Raw genomic sequence first — 15,650 nt, forward strand, 5'->3', positions numbered from 1 at the left:
GCGCTACACTAAGCGGTATGACTAGAAGAACCAAGATCGTTGCCACCCTGGGCCCGGCCACCGACGAGCCGGACGTACTCGAGCGCCTGATTACCGCCGGCTGCGACGTCGTGCGGATCAACTTCTCGCACGGCGATGCCGAGACCCACGCACGCCGCATCAAGATGGTGCGTGCCGCCGCGCGGGAGCTCGACACCGACGTGGCCGTACTGGCCGACCTGGCCGGCCCGAAGATCCGGATCGATCGCTTTCGCGAGAGTTCGGTCAACTTGAAGGCGGGCCAGGATTTTGCCTTGTATGCGCGCGAGAATCCGCCGGCCGGCGACGAAAACGGCGTGGGCGTGGCTTACCTGGGCCTGGTCGACGACGTGAAGCCCGGTTCGGAGCTTTTACTCGACGACGGGCTGATGGCCATGCGCGTGGAGCGTGTCGACGGCGACACCATTCACTGCACCGTGCTGACGAACGGCAAGCTGTCCGACCGCAAGGGGCTCAACCTGCGCGGCGGCGGGCTCTCCATTCCCGGCCTTTCCGAAGCCGATGCGCGCGATATCGAGCGCGCCGCGGAGTGGCAGGTGGATTACCTGGCCGTGTCCTTTCCGCGCGGGCCGGAGGATATGCAGCGAGCCCGCGAACTAATGGAAGCCGCCGGCGGCCACGCTGGCCTTGTGAGCAAGATCGAGCGCGCCGAGGCGATCGAGAATCTCGAGGCGATCATCGAAGCTTCCGATGCCGTGCTGGTCGCCCGCGGCGACCTGGGCGTGGAGATCGGCGACGCCGAGCTGCCCGGCCTGCAGAAGCGCATCATCACCGCCTCGCTGGCGGCCAACCGGCCGGTGATCACGGCCACCCAGATGATGCAGTCGATGGTCGAGTCGCCCATCCCGACGCGCGCGGAGGTGCTGGACGTGGCCAATGCCGTTATCGATGGCACGGATGCGGTGATGCTGTCGGCCGAGACGGCTATCGGCCGGCACCCGGTGACGGTCATCGAGGCCATGCGACGCATCTGCAAGGGCGCCGAGCGCCACGTCGAGGCCCACGTGCCGATGGGCAAGCTCAACGTTCAGGCTGAGCGCATCGACCAGGCAGTGGCGATGGCGACCATGGTGACCGTCCACAACCTGCCGGTGAAAGCGATTATCGCGCTGACCGAGTCGGGCTCGACCGCGCAGTGGCTCAGCCGCGTGCGCTCGCCGGTGCCGATCATCGCGCTTTCGCCGAATCGCGCCAGCCTCAGGAAGATGCGCCTGTTCCAGCACGTACGTCCGCTGCTGTTCGTGCCCGAGAACGTGCCCACGCCCAGCCAGGCCCGCGCCGCCCTCGAGCACGCCCGGCGCGCCGGCGTGGTCGAAGCCGGCGACCGCGTGCTGATGACCCTCGGCGACGAGCAGGGGGTGATGGGCGGTACCAACACCATGAAGATTCTCACTGTCGAGTGAGGCGGGCGCTTCCGGGAAATTCAAAACCTTTTGAACGCAAAGCCGCGAAGCAGCAAAGGACGCAAAGAAAAAAGAAAAGAATAAAGAAAGAGAAGTGAATTGAAAGAGTACCGGTGCTAGGGCCAGTCCCCCGGATCCCTCTCATTGCGGTACTGGTGGCGAACAGGGATTGGGCGAAACCCTCGGAGTAGGGAAGGACTGCCTGGCTAGCCAAAGCCCGACCTGTTTTTTTAAACTTTGCGATCTTTGCTGCTTCGCGTCTTTGCGTTTTAGAGATTTTATTGCGGGTTCCGGCCAACTGGCGGATGAACTTGGCCCCGTGGCTGGCTACAATAGCGGTCTGACTTCTCATTCACCCTCCAACCGCGTAGCAGGGGATTTTCAAGATGACCGACAAACTCGAGCAGCTCGTTGAAACCGCACAGGCGATGGTCGCCCCCGGCAAGGGCATCCTGGCCATCGACGAATCCACCGGCACCATCAAGAAGCGCCTGGCCGCCGTCGGCGTTGAATCGACCGAGGAAAATCGCCTCGACTACCGTTCGATGATGCTGACCACCCCCGGGCTCGGGGAGCATATTTCCGGCGCCATCCTGTTCGACGAAACCATCCGGCAGTCGACCCCCGACGGCAAGCGTCTGGTCGAGGTCATGAACGATGCCGGCATTCTGCCGGGCATCAAGGTCGATAAGGGCGCCAAGGACCTGGCCGGCTTCGAGGGCGAGAAGATCACCGAGGGCCTCGACGGCCTGCGCGAACGCCTGGCCGAATACGCGGAACTGGGTGCGAAGTTCGCCAAGTGGCGCGCAGTGATTACCATCAGCGACGACACCCCCTCGCGCGCCTGTCTGGACGCCAATGCCCACGCCCTGGCGCGCTACGCGGCGCTGTGCCAGGAAGCCGGCATCGTGCCGATCGTCGAGCCGGAAGTGCTGATGGACGGCAACCACGATCTGGACACCTCCTACGACGTCACCGAGGCCACCCTGAAGGCCCTGTTCCGCGAGCTCTACGAGCAGAACGTGCTACTCGAGGGCACGATCCTGAAGGCCTCCATGGTCATCTCCGGTTCGGATGCCAGCGACCGCGCAAGCGCCGAGGAAGTGGCCGAGGCGACCATCGACTGCCTGCTCAACTCGGTTCCGGCGGCGACGGCCGGCATCGTTTTCCTGTCCGGCGGGCAGGGTGACGTGGAAGCGACCGAGCATCTGGATACCATGAACAAGATGGGCAACCTGCCGTGGCCGCTGTCGTTCTCCTACGGTCGTGCGCTGCAGGCCGAATGCCTCAAGACCTGGGCGGCCGACCCGAAGGGCAATCGCGAAAAGGCCCAGCAGATCCTCGCCCACCGCGCCAAGATGAACGGCCTTGCTGCGATGGGTGAGTGGAGTGAGGACGAAGAAGGCTGATTCGCCTTCTTCGCGGGGTTCAGGGTTCGGGGTTCAGGGTTCGGGGGTGCCCGGGCCTCGATGATCGCTGATGCCTGGATTCTGATTGCCCGGCTCCGACGAGGGGCCGGGAATACCACCACAGACCAACGAAGCCGCCCATGACCGACCAAGACAAGTTCCGCGAAGAAGCCCTCGAGTACCACCGGCAGTTTCCGCCGGGCAAGATCAAGATGGTGCCGACCAAGGCGCTGACCACGGCCAAGGACCTGGCACTGGCCTATTCGCCGGGGGTGGCGGCGGCATCGGAGGAAATCGCGAAGGATCCGCTCAAGGCGCTCGACTACACCGCGCGCGGCAACCTGGTGGCGGTCATTTCCAACGGCACGGCCGTGCTCGGACTGGGCGATATCGGTGCGGCGGCATCCAAGCCGGTGATGGAAGGCAAGGGCGTGCTGTTCAAGAAGTTCGCCGATATCGACGTGTTCGATATCGAGGTCGACGAGCGCGATCCCGACAAGCTGATCGAAATCATCGCCAGCCTCGAGCCGACCTTCGGCGGCATCAATCTCGAGGACATCAAGGCGCCGGAGTGCTTCAAGGTCGAGGAAGCGCTCAAGGAGCGCATGAACATCCCGGTCTTCCACGACGACCAGCACGGCACGGCGATTATCGCGGCCGCCGCCCTGGTCAACGGCCTGCAGCTCGTCGACAAGAAGATGGAAGACATCCGCCTGGTTGCTTCGGGCGCGGGTGCCGCCGGCATGGCCTGTCTGGACCTGCTGGTGACGATGGGGGTCAGGCGCGAAAATATCGTCGTATGCGACCGTGAAGGCGTGCTTTACGCTGGCCGCGAGTCCTACATGGACGATCGCAAGGCGACTTATGCCGTCGAGACCGAAGCGCGCACGCTGGGCGAGGCGATCGAGGGCGCCGATGTTTTCCTGGGCGTGTCGGCACCGGGCGTGCTCACGCCGGAAATGGTCAAGACGATGGCCGACCGGCCCATCATCCTGGCCCTGGCCAACCCGGTGCCGGAGATCATGCCCGATCTGGCGCGCGAGGCGCGTCCCGATGCGCTGATTGCAACCGGCCGCTCGGATTTCCCGAACCAGGTCAACAACGTCCTGTGCTTCCCCTATATCTTTCGCGGTGCGCTGGACGTGGGGGCGACGGCCATCAACGACGAGATGAAGATGGCCTGCGTGCACGCCATCGCCGAACTCGCGCAGATGGAAGCTTCCGACGTGGCCGCCCAGGCCTACGGGGGCCAGGCGCCGAAGTTCGGGCCGGACTACCTGATTCCGCAACCGTTCGACCCGCGCTTGCTGGTGCACCTGGCGCCGGCCGTGGCGAAAGCGGCGATGGATACCGGCGTGGCCGCGCGTCCGATCGAGGATCTCGACGCCTACACCGAGCGGCTCTACCAGCACGTCTTCCGAACCGGTTTGTTGATGAAGCCGGTATTCGACGCCGCGCGCAAGGATCCCAAGCGGGTGGTCTTTGCCGAGGGCGAGGAGGAAACGGTCCTGCGAGCGGTTCAGAGCGTGGTCGACGACGGCCTGGCGAAACCGATCCTGATCGGACGGCCCAAGGTGGTCGACATGCGTATCGAACGCGCCGGCCTGCGGCTGAAGCCCGGCAAGGACTTCGAGCTGGTCAATCCGGAATCCGATCCGCGCTTCAAGGAATACTGGCAGACCTTCCACGAGATTACCCAGCGCCGCGGCGTCACGCCCGATTCGGCCAAGGCCCTGGTGCGCACGCGCACGGCCGTGATCGCAGCGGTGATGGTGCACCGCAACGAGGCCGACGCGATGATCTGCGGTGTGGTCGGCCGCTACCAGAAGAAGTTGCAGTACATCAACGAGGTGTTCGGCACCCGCGATGGTAGCGGCACGCTGGGTGCATTGTCGGCCATGACCAACGAGAACGGCGTGTGGTTCGTCTGCGACACCCACGTCAATCCCGACCCCACGGCAGAGCAGCTTGTCGAACTGACCCTGATGGCAGCCGACCGGCTTCGGATGTTCGGCATCACACCGCGTATCGCACTGTGCTCGCATTCGAACTTTGGCAGCCACGTCAATCCGTCGGCCTCGAAGATGCGCCAGGTGTTCAACATGCTGCGCGAGCGCGCCCCCGAGCTGGAAGTCGAAGGCGAGATGCGTGCCGACGCGGCACTGATGCCGGCCATTCGTGACCGGATCTTCCCCAATTCGCGTCTCAGTGGCGAGGCCAATCTGCTGATCATGCCCAACCAGGACGCCGCCCATATTGCCTTCTCCATGGCGCGGGTGATCGGTAAGGGCGTGACCATCGGCCCGATGCTGATGGGCATCGGCCGCCCGGCGCATGTCCTCACCCCGTCGGCCACCGTTCGCCGCGTGGTCAACATGACCGCCATTGCCGTGGTCGATGCCCAGCAATACCGGCGGCAGCAGCGCGCCAGCGGCGAGCTGTTCGACTGAGCAGCTCCACCCCTCCCTTAGACAACTGATCCTTTCGGGTCCCGCAGGCATGTCCCGGCGTCGCTCATGGGTGCGCTGACGAACAGACAGCCGATGGCGGCGACCTCAGTATGGGCACCTATTGCAGATAGCAAAGGAATGCCCCGTAATGAATTGGTCCAGCCCGAATCTTCCGCAACAATCTCGACGCATGGTCGACCGTTCGACGGTGGCCAATTCCTCGGGGCGGATGATCCTGGAGCTGGGGCTCTGGATCATCGGCATCGCGCTCATCGCGGCTTACTTTCTGGCAACCACCAGCCTGGAGAGTGAGCGCAAGCAGGGTCTCGATCTTTTCTCCGATGCACGCGCAGCGGCATCGGTGAGCCATCGCCTGGAAGATATCCCGCTCCCCGGCCAGACTCTGTCGCCCGCAAACGGGCAGGACGTCCTACCCCAAGCGGCAGTGACGAGGATCACCGATAACGACGAGCTGCCGATTGCCGTATTGCGAATCGACAAGGTGGCGCTGGAAGTGCCTGTCTATCCGGACCTGAGTGAAATGAACATGAGCCGGGGTGCGGGCTGGGTCGGCGGTACGGCTGCACCCAATACGGGCGGAAACATGGCGATCGCCGCCCATCGTGACCGCTACTTCCGTCCGCTCAAGGATATCGAGGTCGGAGACACCATGGAGCTGGAGAGTCTTACCGGCCACGGCAAATATCAAGTATCCCGGATCGCCATTGTCGACCCGGATGACGTGTCGGTTCTCGATGACACCGCGAATTCCACGCTGACGCTGGTTACCTGCTACCCCTTCTATTTCATCGGCAACGCGCCGCACCGCTACATCGTGCAGGCCACTGCCGTTGATCAACTCGAGAATGCTTCCACGCTGGATGCCGTTCTCATCGCACCACCACCAGGAGAAACACCATGAATACCCGATTGAATGCATTAGCCACGACTTCGGCAGCTTTGCTGCTGGGTCTGGCATGGACTACCAGCGCAATGGCCCAGGATGATTCTCAGGACATGCCACGTCCGGAAGTCGATCGCGCTAGCTGCGAGGATGTCGATTGGCACCGCAATTTGCTGCGTGACTACCCTTGGGTCGCCGATGCCTGCCAGGAAACCATCATCGTCGATGGTATGAAATGGGCCCGATTCGAGGCCGAGTTTCTGCAGCAGCATCCAGATGGCGCAATCACCTCGAATTTCAAGAATGATCGCGGCCGTTCACTCGGCACTGTCCGGTTGATGCCGGGCGAAGATCAGCAAGTGATGCTTGACGGCCGTCCTTACCAATTCTCCGAGTTGCGTCGCGGACAGGTACTGAACTTCTATGCCCCGGACAACATGTATGCCTTTACCACGGAGCCGGGCGCACCAGAAGACGAGCATGTCCAGATTGTTAAGCCTGATACCGATGATGATCAATCATCACAGATGGCACAGGCAGAACCACGAGCTGATGAGCGGCCGGACAGGCTGCCGGCAACCGCTGGACCGCTGCCGATCATTGCCCTGGGCGGATTGTTTTCGCTGCTGGGTGGTGCAGGCCTGACCATGCGTCGGCGCTTCAAGACACCGAATGCCTGATAGCCGGGCACTGCAATAAACGACCGGGCGATCGCATGCCGATCGCCCGGCTCTTTTTACAAAGGATCTTCCCATGACCGTAGCCAAGATTATCGAAATTTCGAGTGACTCAAAAACCAGCTTCCAGGATGCGATGGAGTCCGGCATCAAGCGTGCCGAGCGTACTGTAAAGAACGTAAGAGGTGCCTGGATTTCCGAACAGAAGCTGACGATCGAGAGTGGCAATATCACCAACTATCGAGTGATCATGAGAGTCAGTTTTGTAATCGAATAGAGAGGATAAATTCTTAAAAAAAAGCATGGGCGCTTGAGCGCCCATGCTTTTGCGTACCCCACTGCCGCCAGATCGGTTTAGCCGGAATTCGTCAGATCCTGCCCATCAGGAACAAGACGAGCAGAATGACCAGGATGACCCCGATAATCCCGCTCGGTCCATAGCCCCAGCTCCGGCTGTGTGGCCAGGCGGGGATTACGCCGATCAGGACCAGCACCAGAAGGACCAGCAAAATGGTTCCAAGGCTCATTCGAATTTCTCCAACCTGAGTAGAGGAACCTACAGTGCCGATGTGTGAACAGGCCTTCTGTGCGGTAACGAACATAGAAGCATGTGAAGGCCAATTCGAGCTTCTGACAATGTGACTCTATGGTGCGGCAGCGAACTGAACATGCCCTGTTAGCGGCATTACGCTGCATGATCAGTCAGGAGCCATGTTGCAGGAAACACGCCATGTCAGATCAAAAGCTCAATCATCAGGCGGAACGTCGTGCGCGGCGGCCGTTCGAAACCCTGGATGACTGGGAGAATGAAGGTGGCAGTCTTTGCGAGGCCGCTTTGGCAAATCCGTCATGGAATGACCCGGGTGCCGGTTTTTCGGCTACGAATGTTGCATTACTCGAAGCCCTGCCGCTGGGCATTCTGATCACCAACAGGGACGGTGAGATCACCTACAGCAATCCGGCCAGCCAGAAGCTCTACGCAGCCACGGCCTCCGAGTTGCTCGGTGCATCCTGGCGACAGGGCATTGATCCGCGTGATCAGGCAGCCGTGGACGCCCGTTGGCAGGGTGGCGAAAAGGACAGCAGCCCCGGAAAGTTCGAGGTGCGCATGGTCACCGGTTCCGGCCGAAGAATCTGGACGAGGCACAGCATTGCAAGTCTAGGACCTGAAGGCGCACCGGGCGACCATATTCACATCATTGAAGATATCAGCAGGATCAGAGCGGCCGAGCGGGCCAGGAACGCGACTCTGGATGTCCTTTCCAGGGAGCGCGAACGTGCCCGTGTGACGCTGGAATGCATCGGTGATGCAGTGATCAGCACGAACGCCAGGGGCCAGGTCACCTACCTCAACAACGTGGCCGAGCATCTGACGGGCTGGACCAGGGAAAAAGCAGAGGGCCAGCCGCTGAGTAGGGTGTTCAGGGTGGTTGATGCAGACACCGGCAAGGTCATCAGTAATCCGGCCGAGCTGGCCATGGAAAGTCTGGAAATCGTGCAAATGCCGGCAAACAGCCTGCTGTTGCGGCCCGACGGCAGTGAGATGGCTATTGAGGATTCTGCCGCTCCGATTCTTGACCAGAGTGGCCGGCTGACGGGCGCGGTCGTGATATTTCGTGATCAAAGACTGTCCCGGGAGAACACGACAAGGATGGCGCACCTGGCGCGCCATGATGCCTTGACCGGACTGCCCAATCGGGTCGCATTTGCTGAACACTTCGATCAAGCAATCAGGCTGGCCCGACGTCACAACAAACGGGTTGCACTCCTGTTTATCGACCTGGACCAGTTCAAGCAGATCAACGACAGCCTGGGCCACAAGGCGGGTGACCGGTTGCTCAGGGACGTGGCCCGTAACCTGACGGCCTGCGTACGAAGCACTGACCTCGTATGTCGCCATGGCGGGGATGAGTTTGTCGTGCTTCTCAGTGAAATCAAGGAGCCTGCGGATGCCAGCAGGGTTGCCATAAAGATGCAGATGGCTGCCTCCAGGCCCCGGCAAATCCTCGGTAGCCCGATCTGCCTGGAATTGAGTGTCGGCATCAGTCTCTATCCTGATGACGGCGCCGACATGGATACGCTGATACACCAGGCCGATACGGCAATGTATCACGCCAAGCTCGATGCTGAGAAAGGCTACTGCTTCTACCATGTCGGCATGCAGCCAAGGTCTCCGGAGCTCGCCAATGTGACCCGGCATGCTGGCAACCATGACGTTGTCAGGCGATAAGCCGGCATAGCGCGGACAGTATTCAAGCGGAGAGTTTCATGAATGAACTCGATCGAGGGGCCACGGATTCCAAAGCGCTCTTGCTATCGGCGACAACACTGACCGGTGACGAGGTGCGCAACCGCTATGGGGAGAAGCTCGGCCACGTCAAGGATTTTGTTCTTGATATGGATAATGGAAGAATCCGCTACGTGGTCATGAGCTTCGGTGGTTTCCTGGGGATGGGCGATCGATTGTTCGCCGTCCCGTGGAGCGCGCTTGATCTCGATGCCGAAAACCAGTGTTTTCTGCTCGATGTCGGGATTGAACGCCTCAAGGCGGCGCCGGGGTTCGACAAGGATAACTGGCCCGATATGGCCGATGAACAGTGGGCCGGGAAGATTCGCTATCACTTTCGACGCCTCAAGGACGGATCCAGATCGGCGCTTTAGGGCATTAGAAACGACTCTGTCTGCTATCGAACAGAGTCGGGCGCCAACTGCATGGTTCAATGGCTCTGTAATCCACTACGTGGATCGGAGACCGAAGTCATGCATACGAGCAAACCGCCGCTGGCCACAGCCAACGTAATCTATTTCTCTGCCGTCCACCTGCTCGCTTTGGTGGCTGCACCTGTTTGGGGCGTTCTTGTAGGCTTCAGCGCCTGGGTCTGGCTGACCGCAGCGCTGATCTGGTTGTTCAGCGGGTTATCGATTACCGCCGGCTATCATCGACTCTGGTCGCACCGCAGCTATCGGGCGGCCTGGCCGCTCAAGCTGTTCTTCGTCATCTTCGGCACGTTTGCCTTGCAGAATTCCGTGCTGGTCTGGTGTGCGAGGCATCGAGTCCACCACCGCTTTGTCGACGATGTCGAGCGGGATCCGCACTCGATTCGAACCAGCTTCTGGCACGCTCACATCGGCTGGATGTTGCGTCACTGGTCGACCAGCGACGTCGACTTCGAGCAGGTCTGGGACCTGGAGCGCGACCCGCTGCTCAAATGGCAGCATCGTTACTACTGGCCCCTGACATGGACGCTGAACCTGGGTGTGCCGCTGGCCCTGGGCCTTCTCGTTGGTGAAGTGATCGGTATGGTTCTGCTGGCCGGCGCCGCCCGGCTGGTGTTCAGTCAACATTGCACATTCTTCATCAACTCGCTGGCTCACAGTTGGGGCAAAAGCCACTACAGCGACGACAATACCGCCCGCGACAATGGCTGGCTGGCGCTACTGACGTGGGGCGAGGGCTATCACAATTTCCACCACGCCTTCCAGGCCGACTATCGCAACGGCACGCGTTGGTGGCACTTCGATCCGGGCAAGTGGCTGATCGCGGCTTGTTCATTTGTTGGCCTGGCCGGCAGCCTCAAGCGCACTCCGACGTTCAGGGTCCGGCGGGCTCGCGTGCAAATGCAGTTCCGAGACCTTGAAAGGCAACTGGCCTCGAGCGATGCCGCGGAGACCTGGGCCCAGACCATCGAGCGCGAGTACCAGCAGTTCATGGACACCGTGGGCCAGTGGCAGGCTGTCCGGGCTGAGCAATTGCAGGCTGGAACCGCGGCGCTGCGGGAGCGATGGAACAAACATGCTTTCAGGAGCCGCGTTCGGGAACTGAACCAGCGCCTGAAAGCCCAGGCCCGTCGCCTGGCTAGTCTGCAACAGGATTGGCATGCCGGTAGCCGAGGCGGTGCCTGAATCGATTACGGAAAAGGTGAATCCATCATGAAAATTCCATTTAGCCAAACGACGCCGGTGCTTGCTGTCCTGGCGGCCGTATTCATGCTGCTGCAGGGCTGTGCTGTCAATCCGGTCAGCGGTGAGCGCGAGTTCGTGCTGGTCAGCGAGGACCAGGAAATCGCCATGGGTGCGCAGGGTGCCGAGAGCGTTCGTCAATCCGTCGGTCTGGTGGACGATACGGAACTGCAGACTTACGTTCAGGGACTCGGCATGAATCTGGCCGTGGACTCGGAGCGTCCGAACCTGCCCTGGTCGTTCGCGGTGATCGATGATCCAACGCCCAATGCGTTCGCGTTTCCCGGCGGCTATATCTTCATTACTCGCGGTCTGATGGGGCTGATGGGCAACGAGGCCGAACTGGTGAGTGTTCTGGGCCATGAGATCGGGCACGTCACTGCACGTCACTCGGTCGCCATGATGACCCGGGCCCAGGTCGCCCAGATCGGACTGGGCGTCGGCAGCATCCTCAGCCCCGAGCTGGCCGAGTTCAGTCAGGCCGCCGCCAGCGGGCTGGGGCTGCTGTTTCTGAGTTATGGGCGCGATGCGGAACGCCAGGCCGACGACCTCGGCTTCGGATATGCGTTGAATCACGGATACGACGTGCGCGAGATGCCCAATGTGTTCGCATCGCTGCAGCATGCCGGTCAGCTCGCCGGCGCCAGCCCCCTGCCCAACTGGCTTGCCAGCCATCCGGACCCGGCCGAACGAATCCAGCGCATCGAGGCCCGGTTGGGCAAGCTGGAACAGCCTCTGAGCGGAACGCGCATCGGCGAGGATGCGTACGTGAGCCAGATCGACGGCACGGTGTTCGGGGTGAATCCGCGCCAGGGATACTTCGAGGAAAATCGCTTCATGCACCCGGATCTGGCATTCCGGATGACCTTTCCCGAGGGCTGGCAGCCCCAGAATCTTCCCCAGGTGGTTCTGGCCGGGAGCCCCGACAAGGACGCGGTGGTACAGCTGACGCTGACTGCCGGCACTCCGTCTGAAGCGGCTGAGCAGTTCTTTGGCCAGGAAGGTCTGGAGTCCGGCGACATGAATCGACGGCCGATCAACGGGTTGAGCGCCATACGCGGCCGCTTCCAGGCCCAGACTTCCAATGGCCAGATCGGCGGCATGGCGGCCTTCATCGCTCACGGTGAGCACGTCTACCGGCTATTGGGGTTTACCCGCGCAGAGCGGCTCGAACACTACGAGTCAGCCTTTCGCCAAAGCATCGGCAGCTTCGCAAGGCTCACCGACCGCAAGGCACTGGCCAAGCAGCCCGATCGAATCGCCATCGTTCGCACGCCCCGGGCCATGACGCTGTCTTCGTTCAACCAGCAATTTCCGTCGGTCATCGACATCGAACGCCTGGCGCTGATCAACCAGCTTTCCGGCCCCGATGCGACCATTCCGGCCGGAACCCCGGTCAAGCGTATTGTCCGGACTCCCTAGTGGCCTCGTGAGTCAGCAGTCCATTCAGCAAGTCTGGTTAACCAACGATTCATGCCCCTGGGATAGAATGAATTGGGAACCAGCATTTTTGGGGTAAACCATGACTGACACCAGGCCAACCGGGCCGGAACAATTACGTGCCGATGCCGAAGGGCGGCTGCGGTCCGGCACGGCGCCGTCCACGGCAGGATGGGCGGTGGAGTCCGAGGCGCTGTCGTTGCTGTACCGCCTGGCAAGCAACCCGGAAAGTTCCGCCGATGCGCAGAAGCTGCTGCATGAACTGCAGACTCACCAGGTCGAGCTGGATTTGCAGCATGCCCAATTGGCAGAGAACGAACACGAGCTGGCTCTGCAACTCGCCCATTTCCAGGCGCTCTATGATCATGCACCGGCAGGCTACCTGGCGCTGGGGCGGGATGGCCGCATACTTCAATGCAACCGGGCCGCAAGCGGCTTGTTCGGACTGGACGTGGGTCAGCTCGAGGACCATATGCTGACCAGCCTGCTGAGCCCGGAAAGCAAACCGGCGGCCCTGGCTATCCTGGAGAACGCGGGAACCGGCGACAGCATTACGGAGGCTGTCCGGGTACGGGCGCTGGATGCCCGCCCGCTTGGTCTGGTAGCCGGCATTGCCCCGGGCGAGGACGCCATTCTGGTGCTGGTATTCCCGGAAGCCCCCGCCCAGCCGGGAGGTTGACCTGAAATCCCGGCTGTTGAGCAGTGGCTGATCAGGCCGTCACCGGTATCGTCGGCATTGGCGCGTCGGCCGGCGGCCTGGCGGCCCTGGAGCAGTTCTTAGCGCATGTGCCGGCCGACAGCGGCCTGGCCTATGTCGTCGTCCAGCACCTCGCTCCCAACGAGAAAACCCTTTTATCGGAGTTGCTGCAACGGGTCACCACGCTGGCCGTGCATGAGGCTCGCCAGGGGGAGCTGATCAAGCCGAACGGTGTTTACGTCATCCCGCCGAACACGGAGATCCGGGTCGTCGAGGATCGCTTGCGCCTGGCCAGCCCTACCGAGCCGAGGGGCTTGCGACTGCCGATCGATGTGCTTTTTTCTTCCCTGGCCAGTGCCCGCGGGGAAAATGCCATAGCCGTTGTCCTGTCCGGAATGGGATCGGACGGAACCCTCGGTCTGCAGGCGGTCAGGGCGGTTGGTGGCCTGACGGTCGTGCAGACTCCGGAATCGGCCCAGTTCGACCCGATGCCCAGAAGCGCAATCGCCTCCGGCTGCGCCGACATCGTGGACGAGCCCGGGGCCTTGCCGACACGTATTCTGGATTTTGTTTCACAAGTCCGGACCACGGCTGATGACGATTCAGATCCGAGCCGATCGAGCTCGAGACAGGATGCCCTGCGCGCCATAATCGAGCTGTTGCAGCAGCGAACCGGCCACGATTTATCGCTCTATCGCACCAGTACCCTGTTTCGCCGGATCGAACGCCGCCTGGCCATTCATGGTTTGAGCGCGCTTTCCGAGTACGCTGATCTGCTGGCCCACAATCCGCAGGAAGCGGATCTGCTGTTCCATGAAGTCCTGATCGGCGTGACCGGCTTTTTCCGGGATCCCGGATTCTGGACACACCTGACCGATGTGGCCATACCGGAACTCCTGGGCAGGAAGGAGACGTCCCTGGAACTGCGCCTGTGGTGTGTTGGTTGCTCGACCGGTGAAGAGGCCTACTCCCTCGCCATGACCATGCTCGAAGCCATAGATCGCCAGTCACGCCAGTTCCAACTGCAGATTTTTGCCACTGATCTCAATCCGGATGCGATTGCGCAGGCGCGTCGCGGAGAGTATCCACTCAGCATCGCGTCAAGCGTTGGCGAACGTCGCCTGGCGCGATTCTTCAGCAGGCATGAGAGTTACTACCAGATCAACAAATCGATCCGCGACCGAATACTCTTTGCGCAACATGACGTGATCCTGGATCCGCCCTTTACCCGACTCGATGTAATTTCCTGCCGCAATCTGCTGATCTATTTCGATCCACAGCTACAACGGAGACTGCTACCCTTGTTCCACTACAGTCTGCGTCCGGGCGGCCTGTTGTTACTCGGGAATTCCGAATCCGTCGGCCGGCTCGGCCACCTGTTTCGCCCCCTGCAACCGAAGCTGCGGCTCTTCCAGCGCCAGGATAGCGCCATGGGCAGGGGGCCTGATTTTCTCCTCGATTCCTATCCGCCGCTTTCGGGAAAAGCCAAGGAGCTCGACGTGAAAAAGCCCCGAACTCGCAATCATTCGAGCGAGAGCCTGCAGGCGGCAGCCGACCGGCTGTTATTACAGGTGTATGCGCCGGCTGCGGTCGTGCTGAACCAGGATGCCGATATCGTCTACATCAGTGGCCGCACCGGCAAGTACCTGGAACCGGCGGCCGGAAAGGCCAACTGGAATATTCATGCCATGGCCCGCGAGGAGTTGAGACGACCCCTGGCGACGGCCATCAAGAAGGCGGCCGCCGAGGGCTCTCAGGTCAACCTGCATGATCTGGAAGTCAGCGCCAACGGCAGTTCGCAACGGGTGGACGTGACCGTCCAGGCGCTGCAGGAGCCGGCCAGCCTGCGGGGATTGACCATCGTCGTTTTTCGTGATCTGCCGGAGCTTGCCGCAGAGCCGGCCTCCGGCAAGGGCAAGGCTGCGCAAACCAGGCGGGCCGCTGAACAGCGCCATCTGGACGAGATCCATGCCCTGCGCGAGGAATCCCGCGTTTATCGTGAAGAAGCCGAGGCGGCACAGGAAGAACTGCAGTCGACCAATGAAGAGTTGCAGTCGACCAATGAGGAGCTGACCACCTCGAAGGAAGAGCTGCAGTCCATGAACGAGGAACTGCAAACCATCAACAGCGAGCTGCAGAGCAAGGTCGATGATCTCCTGCTGGCCGAGAGTGACATGCAGAACGTGCTCAACAGCATCGAGATCGCAATTCTGTTCCTGGATCGCAACCTCGATGTGCGCCGCTACACCGATCGTGCCGCGGAGATCATCAACCTGCGCGAAACTGATATCGGCCGTCCCCTGAGCGATCTGACCAGCAGTCTCCAGTATCCGGACTTGCAGCACGATGCCGCTGAAACCCTGCGTAACCTGCAGCCGTCGGAGAAGCAGATACAGGCATCGGACGAGCGCTGGTTCGCCGTTCGAATCCTGCCGTACCGACGCCTGGACGATGTGATCGACGGGGTCGTGATCACCCTGGTCGACATAACCAAGACAAAGGAACTGGAACAGAGCCTTCGCCACCCTGGGGATTGACTGCCTGAGCGTCGGCCTGGCAAAGCATCGGTTTCGACCCGGGTTTTAACCGTGAATCCGTGACCCACCTCCCACTTCCGTGGATTCAGCACGGAAAATACTTGACGCCAGTAGCGGGCACGGCGGAATATGCC

14 protein-coding genes are annotated in these 15,650 nt (G+C 61.4%); 12 read left to right on the forward strand and 2 right to left on the reverse strand.

Annotated features, from left to right (window positions below):
• Positions 1 to 17: 17 nt before the first annotated feature.
• Positions 18 to 1,442: a pyruvate kinase gene (gene pyk, locus ACDC66_RS01300; RefSeq protein WP_376694862.1), complete on the forward strand. Its 1,425-nt coding sequence runs from the start codon at positions 18 to 20 to the stop codon at positions 1,440 to 1,442.
• Here the strand turns inward: pyk and ACDC66_RS01305 are convergent.
• Complete coding sequence (locus ACDC66_RS01305; protein ID WP_376694863.1) at positions 1,429 to 1,794, reverse strand: hypothetical protein; 366 nt, start codon at positions 1,792 to 1,794, stop codon at positions 1,429 to 1,431. The genes pyk and ACDC66_RS01305 overlap by 14 nt on opposite strands.
• Positions 1,795 to 1,828: 34 nt before the next feature.
• On the opposite strand from ACDC66_RS01305, the gene ACDC66_RS01310 reads away from it, so the two are divergent.
• The 5 genes from ACDC66_RS01310 (at position 1,829) to ACDC66_RS01330 (ending at position 7,159) form a co-directional block, all read left to right on the forward strand.
• The gene (locus ACDC66_RS01310; protein ID WP_376694864.1) at positions 1,829 to 2,851 is read left to right on the forward strand and encodes a class I fructose-bisphosphate aldolase; all 1,023 of its coding nucleotides are present in this window, start codon (positions 1,829 to 1,831) and stop codon (positions 2,849 to 2,851) included.
• Between the two features lie 140 nt (positions 2,852 to 2,991).
• Positions 2,992 to 5,301 (forward strand): NADP-dependent malic enzyme, encoded by a 2,310-nt coding sequence (locus tag ACDC66_RS01315; protein ID WP_376694865.1) that lies wholly within the window; start codon positions 2,992 to 2,994, stop codon positions 5,299 to 5,301.
• 148 nt (positions 5,302 to 5,449) lie between these two features.
• Complete coding sequence (locus tag ACDC66_RS01320; RefSeq protein ID WP_376694866.1) at positions 5,450 to 6,223, forward strand: class D sortase; 774 nt, start codon at positions 5,450 to 5,452, stop codon at positions 6,221 to 6,223.
• Positions 6,220 to 6,885: a hypothetical protein gene (locus ACDC66_RS01325; protein WP_376694867.1), complete on the forward strand. Its 666-nt coding sequence runs from the start codon at positions 6,220 to 6,222 to the stop codon at positions 6,883 to 6,885. The genes ACDC66_RS01320 and ACDC66_RS01325 overlap by 4 nt, the downstream gene beginning before the upstream one ends.
• A gap of 73 nt (positions 6,886 to 6,958) precedes the next feature.
• Positions 6,959 to 7,159, forward strand: a complete 201-nt coding sequence (locus tag ACDC66_RS01330) for a dodecin family protein (RefSeq protein WP_376694868.1) — start codon at positions 6,959 to 6,961, stop codon at positions 7,157 to 7,159.
• Between the two features lie 91 nt (positions 7,160 to 7,250).
• Here the strand turns inward: ACDC66_RS01330 and ACDC66_RS01335 are convergent, their stop codons facing one another.
• Positions 7,251 to 7,409 (reverse strand): DUF3309 family protein, encoded by a 159-nt coding sequence (locus tag ACDC66_RS01335; protein ID WP_376694869.1) that lies wholly within the window; start codon positions 7,407 to 7,409, stop codon positions 7,251 to 7,253.
• A gap of 203 nt (positions 7,410 to 7,612) precedes the next feature.
• Between ACDC66_RS01335 and ACDC66_RS01340 the strand changes: the two genes are divergently transcribed.
• From ACDC66_RS01340 to ACDC66_RS01365, 6 genes are all read left to right on the forward strand, one after another.
• Positions 7,613 to 9,112, forward strand: a complete 1,500-nt coding sequence (locus ACDC66_RS01340) for a diguanylate cyclase domain-containing protein (protein ID WP_376694870.1) — start codon at positions 7,613 to 7,615, stop codon at positions 9,110 to 9,112.
• 38 nt (positions 9,113 to 9,150) lie between these two features.
• On the forward strand, positions 9,151 to 9,543 hold the full coding sequence (locus ACDC66_RS01345; protein WP_376694871.1) for a PRC-barrel domain-containing protein: 393 nt from the start codon (positions 9,151 to 9,153) through the stop codon (positions 9,541 to 9,543).
• A gap of 99 nt (positions 9,544 to 9,642) precedes the next feature.
• The gene (locus ACDC66_RS01350; RefSeq protein ID WP_376694872.1) at positions 9,643 to 10,785 is read left to right on the forward strand and encodes an acyl-CoA desaturase; all 1,143 of its coding nucleotides are present in this window, start codon (positions 9,643 to 9,645) and stop codon (positions 10,783 to 10,785) included.
• Between the two features lie 27 nt (positions 10,786 to 10,812).
• Positions 10,813 to 12,264: a M48 family metalloprotease gene (locus tag ACDC66_RS01355; RefSeq protein WP_376694873.1), complete on the forward strand. Its 1,452-nt coding sequence runs from the start codon at positions 10,813 to 10,815 to the stop codon at positions 12,262 to 12,264.
• A 100-nt stretch (positions 12,265 to 12,364) separates the two neighbouring features.
• Entirely contained in the window at positions 12,365 to 12,961 is a 597-nt protein-coding gene (locus ACDC66_RS01360) for a PAS domain-containing protein (RefSeq protein ID WP_376694874.1), read from the forward strand.
• Positions 12,962 to 12,984: 23 nt separating this feature from the next.
• Positions 12,985 to 15,516, forward strand: coding sequence for a chemotaxis protein CheB (locus ACDC66_RS01365; RefSeq protein ID WP_376694875.1), 2,532 nt, complete (start codon positions 12,985 to 12,987; stop codon positions 15,514 to 15,516).
• Positions 15,517 to 15,650 lie beyond the last annotated feature (134 nt).

The sequence above is a fragment of the Wenzhouxiangella psychrophila genome (genome assembly GCF_042310375.1).
Taxonomy (GTDB): Bacteria; Pseudomonadota; Gammaproteobacteria; order Xanthomonadales; family Wenzhouxiangellaceae; genus Wenzhouxiangella.

Coding starts and splice junctions, on each gene's coding strand:
- pyk (WP_376694862.1), top strand. CDS start 18: ATGACTAGAAGAACCAAGATCGTTGCCACCCTGGGCCCGGCCACCGAC.
- ACDC66_RS01305 (WP_376694863.1), bottom strand. CDS start 1,794: ATGAGAAGTCAGACCGCTATTGTAGCCAGCCACGGGGCCAAGTTCATC.
- ACDC66_RS01315 (WP_376694865.1), top strand. CDS start 2,992: ATGACCGACCAAGACAAGTTCCGCGAAGAAGCCCTCGAGTACCACCGG.
- ACDC66_RS01340 (WP_376694870.1), top strand. CDS start 7,613: ATGTCAGATCAAAAGCTCAATCATCAGGCGGAACGTCGTGCGCGGCGG.
- ACDC66_RS01360 (WP_376694874.1), top strand. CDS start 12,365: ATGACTGACACCAGGCCAACCGGGCCGGAACAATTACGTGCCGATGCC.
- ACDC66_RS01320 (WP_376694866.1), top strand. CDS start 5,450: ATGAATTGGTCCAGCCCGAATCTTCCGCAACAATCTCGACGCATGGTC.
- ACDC66_RS01350 (WP_376694872.1), top strand. CDS start 9,643: ATGCATACGAGCAAACCGCCGCTGGCCACAGCCAACGTAATCTATTTC.
- ACDC66_RS01355 (WP_376694873.1), top strand. CDS start 10,813: ATGAAAATTCCATTTAGCCAAACGACGCCGGTGCTTGCTGTCCTGGCG.
- ACDC66_RS01325 (WP_376694867.1), top strand. CDS start 6,220: ATGAATACCCGATTGAATGCATTAGCCACGACTTCGGCAGCTTTGCTG.
- ACDC66_RS01345 (WP_376694871.1), top strand. CDS start 9,151: ATGAATGAACTCGATCGAGGGGCCACGGATTCCAAAGCGCTCTTGCTA.
- ACDC66_RS01335 (WP_376694869.1), bottom strand. CDS start 7,409: ATGAGCCTTGGAACCATTTTGCTGGTCCTTCTGGTGCTGGTCCTGATC.
- ACDC66_RS01330 (WP_376694868.1), top strand. CDS start 6,959: ATGACCGTAGCCAAGATTATCGAAATTTCGAGTGACTCAAAAACCAGC.
- ACDC66_RS01310 (WP_376694864.1), top strand. CDS start 1,829: ATGACCGACAAACTCGAGCAGCTCGTTGAAACCGCACAGGCGATGGTC.